This window comes from Marinilabilia sp. (genome assembly GCF_016278715.1).
Lineage (GTDB): Bacteria > Bacteroidota > Bacteroidia > Bacteroidales > Marinilabiliaceae > Marinilabilia.
Genome location: NZ_JADQBH010000011.1, coordinates 1 through 3193 on the forward strand (window position 1 = coordinate 1; position 3193 = coordinate 3193).

5 protein-coding genes are annotated in these 3193 nt (G+C 39.5%); 1 reads left to right on the top strand and 4 read right to left on the bottom strand.

All coding sequences use genetic code 11. From position 1 onward, the window contains the following. Positions 1 to 113 precede the first annotated feature (113 nt). The 4 genes from QZZ43_RS00670 to QZZ43_RS00685 form a co-directional block, all read right to left on the bottom strand. The gene (locus QZZ43_RS00670; protein WP_291854969.1) at positions 114 to 383 is read right to left on the bottom strand and encodes a hypothetical protein; all 270 of its coding nucleotides are present in this window, start codon (positions 381 to 383) and stop codon (positions 114 to 116) included. Between the two features lie 122 nt (positions 384 to 505). Beyond that, positions 506 to 1183, bottom strand: a complete 678-nt coding sequence (locus QZZ43_RS00675; RefSeq protein ID WP_291854972.1) for an HAD family phosphatase — start codon at positions 1181 to 1183, stop codon at positions 506 to 508. A 39-nt stretch (positions 1184 to 1222) separates the two neighbouring features. Continuing rightward, positions 1223 to 1615 carry a nuclear transport factor 2 family protein gene (locus tag QZZ43_RS00680; RefSeq protein WP_291854975.1) on the bottom strand — a complete coding sequence of 131 codons (393 nt, stop codon included), beginning with the start codon at positions 1613 to 1615 and terminating at the stop codon, positions 1223 to 1225. A 37-nt stretch (positions 1616 to 1652) separates the two neighbouring features. Continuing rightward, complete coding sequence (locus QZZ43_RS00685; RefSeq protein WP_291854978.1) at positions 1653 to 2159, bottom strand: DNA alkylation repair protein; 507 nt, start codon at positions 2157 to 2159, stop codon at positions 1653 to 1655. Between the two features lie 507 nt (positions 2160 to 2666). Between QZZ43_RS00685 and QZZ43_RS00690 the strand changes: the two genes are divergently transcribed. After that, positions 2667 to 3164, top strand: coding sequence for a transposase (locus tag QZZ43_RS00690; protein ID WP_291854981.1), 498 nt, complete (start codon positions 2667 to 2669; stop codon positions 3162 to 3164). Positions 3165 to 3193 lie beyond the last annotated feature (29 nt).

Genomic DNA, 3193 nt, shown 5'->3' on the forward strand with positions numbered 1-3193 from the left:
TCTGTCAATGGACCTACCGTTTTGTTTGTCTTTGGTGCATCAAATATCCACTGTGAATGCGGAACAATAATGGTTTTGACTTTTTTGGGCAAGCCGCTCCAGCAAACAAGGGGTTATCGATTCCGAACCAAATAAACGATGTTAAGAATCAGTAGCATGCCAACAAACAGGGTCGGAAGAAGAAACAAAATACCAATATTGAGGTTGGTGGGGCCCGACAAAAAGACTGCTGTTGGGCCATCACTGCCTCCAATAATGCCCGTGCCCGATGAGTTGGAAATATCCTGAAGAATACTGCTGAAAATGAATCTGGCAGAGAAAAAAAATGAGATGACCAAAATGGCGCCGATAATGTTTCCGGTTAAAAGTAGTTTTCTTTTCATTTTTTATGATAAAAGGTGATCTATTCGATAAATTTGCTTGAAAAAATATAGTTAAAACAACAAAAGACATGAATTAAAGATGTTTTGCATACAGTTCCTGCTTTTTTGAAGGGGTATCAAACTTAACAAGGCTCATGGCTATGCATTACCTTGTATGTTATGGCATCTCTATTCACCTGGTCGAAATGCTCAATTACAGGAAAACTATATTTTGAATAGTCTTCTTTTGTGGAGTTAACAATTATAATATTTGGAACATTGGTATTCATTGCAGCCTGAATTCCGGAAAAAGAATCTTCAAAAATAACAGATTTAGATTTTTCAACACCCAAGGTGAACAAAGCCTTTTCGAATAAATCAGGATGAGGTTTTCCTTTAATTTTTCCGTCATTATATATAATGTTCTCTTCATTAAAATAATGAAGCAAATTTAATTTTTCGATAAAAAAGTCAATGTTTGATTTTCCTGATGCTGTTGCTATTGCCATAGGAATCCTTAGATTTTTAAGATGTTTCAGGAATGCTTCAGCCCCGGGAGCAATTTTCATCTCATGCTTAAGGCATTCACGTCTGTAAAAAACCTCCTTCTCTTCACTATACTTTTCAATTTCCCAATCATCGAGTTTGCGCTTAAACAAAAATTCAAAGGTGTCCTTGCTGTTTCTGCCATGAATGTATTCTTTCTTTTCTGGCATTGTAAGGCTTATATTATGTGTTGGCAGATATTTGTCCCAGGAAATTTCCTGGTATTTTGAATCCCAGAACAGGGTGCCGTTCAGGTCAAAAATTACTCCTCCCATTTTGTTTCGTTTTTAAGGTTTAAGTATATGATTTTTCAACTAATCTGTAGCGGGTTTGGTTAACGACCAATGGCTGTGAATGATTTTCCACTTGTTGTTTTCTTCAAGTCGGTATACTTCTGTACAGTTCTCTTTCCAGACAGACTTGCCAGCGTATGAATGCAGATTATAGGTCAGTACTGCCATTGAATCGGCTACTTGTACCCGGGGATTTACTATTTCGAAATTATCCATTTTTATCTTTCCACGCATGCTTTCATACAACTCTTTTATCTGCTCCAGACCGTCGAGCCGTAATTCCATAGCCGGGTCAAAATAAGTGAAGTCCTTTGCATAAAGTTCCAGAAAAGGAGATGGATTTCCTTTGTGCCATGCATGGAGTGCTTCAGTCTCCAATGCAATAATTGTTTCTGTGGTTTTGTGTTTGTCCATGATGTTGTGCTTGAGTTGATAGCTGTTTTTTGGGGCTTTAAAGTTTTATACCAAAGTTTTTATAGATAAACGTTCCGGTTCCGTGTTTCAATACCCCTTTCTCGTACAAATCAGAAAATGCCTTGTCTATATCCTCAATAATCGAAACTGGAATATTTAAGTCGTGATGTGCAGGCAGAATTTTTGTTACTGACAGCGGTAGTAGTTTTTTGATGGAATTCATGTAAGCAATCGGGTCTGTTTCGAATATTTCGAAGTCTTCAGGTTTATATCTTGTACGAATATAATAGGACCAATTACATGCGATAAATGATTCTTCCAGGTAGCCTGATTGCCACAGTCGCTCACAAAGGTCAAATGTATCCGTTTTTGTGGCAGACGCGATTCGTTTAAAGAATTTCTTACTTATCTTATTGACAGCCGGAACTCTAACTCCGTAAGAATAAATTTTTTCTTTGAAAAAGCGCCGACTCGATGCCCGTGTGTTTTCATTAATCTGGTGCCGAAGCTCCTCCCGGATTTCTTCGATGATAGCAGTATCCATGTTTCATCAGAATTGGTGATAGTTAAGGCAAAATGCATCAGAAAATCAAATTTTGGGTTTCGTACTCCGTTTAAATTAAAAAAGGACAAGTTTGCCCTGACGGGGAGCGGATTGAAAAGATAAATCCGTAAATTACAAAACAGTCCCCTCATTGTTGTATTGTTGATATTATATCTGTTTCTTAGATGTAAATCATCATAAAATGGTTGCGTCTTTTTTATTCATAATTTAAATTATTGAGTGAAGATTTACTGTTAAGGAGTCCCTTTCCTCGTAAAGTCTGGATACTCCCGATAAGAATTGATCTTCTTTCATGAAGCCCTGACTATATTTGTTTTACGTCAATAACGATCCGTTTTTATTGGCGCGCTTTATGGCTTCCAGCCCCTGCGGAGTCTAACCCCATTTTCATAAGAGTTTGTGCAAGCCTTTTGTTTTTAACAGACCATTTCTTGTAGGTAAACGCTGCGCAAAATTTTTTTATAAGTATTATCCTCAAGAAATTGTATTTCTCCATCGGTCCATGTTCCCCGCGACCTGATAAAGGAGCCTTGGGTGGTCTATGCCAAGCAGGCTTTTGGCAGTCCGGAAAGCGTGGTTGAATACCTGGGAAGGTATAGTCACCGGGTGGCCATTTCTAATCACCGTATCCTGAAAGTGACCAGTACCCATGTAACCCTTAGCTGGCTTAACCGCAAGGCAGGCTATCGAAAGGAAACAATAAGGCTTACCGGCGTGGAGTTTCTGGAACGCTTCCAGGAGCATATTGTGCCGCCTCACTTTCGACGCATTCGCCACCTGGGCTTTTTGAGTAATCGCAATAAAGGGGAAGCAATTAAAAAAATCAGAAAGCAATTGCTGGTGGCTCATGTTACGAGGCCTGGGTTGTCCCGGAGCCAGGTGCTGGCGTTGCGCTTTGGAGAGCGTTCGGTGCTGCAATGCCGCAAGTGTGGCGGAGAACTCTTGCTACTGGAGAGTTTTCCAAAGATGAATGCACTTCTGTAGTGCAAATGGGAAAGGTATGCGCTGACTTG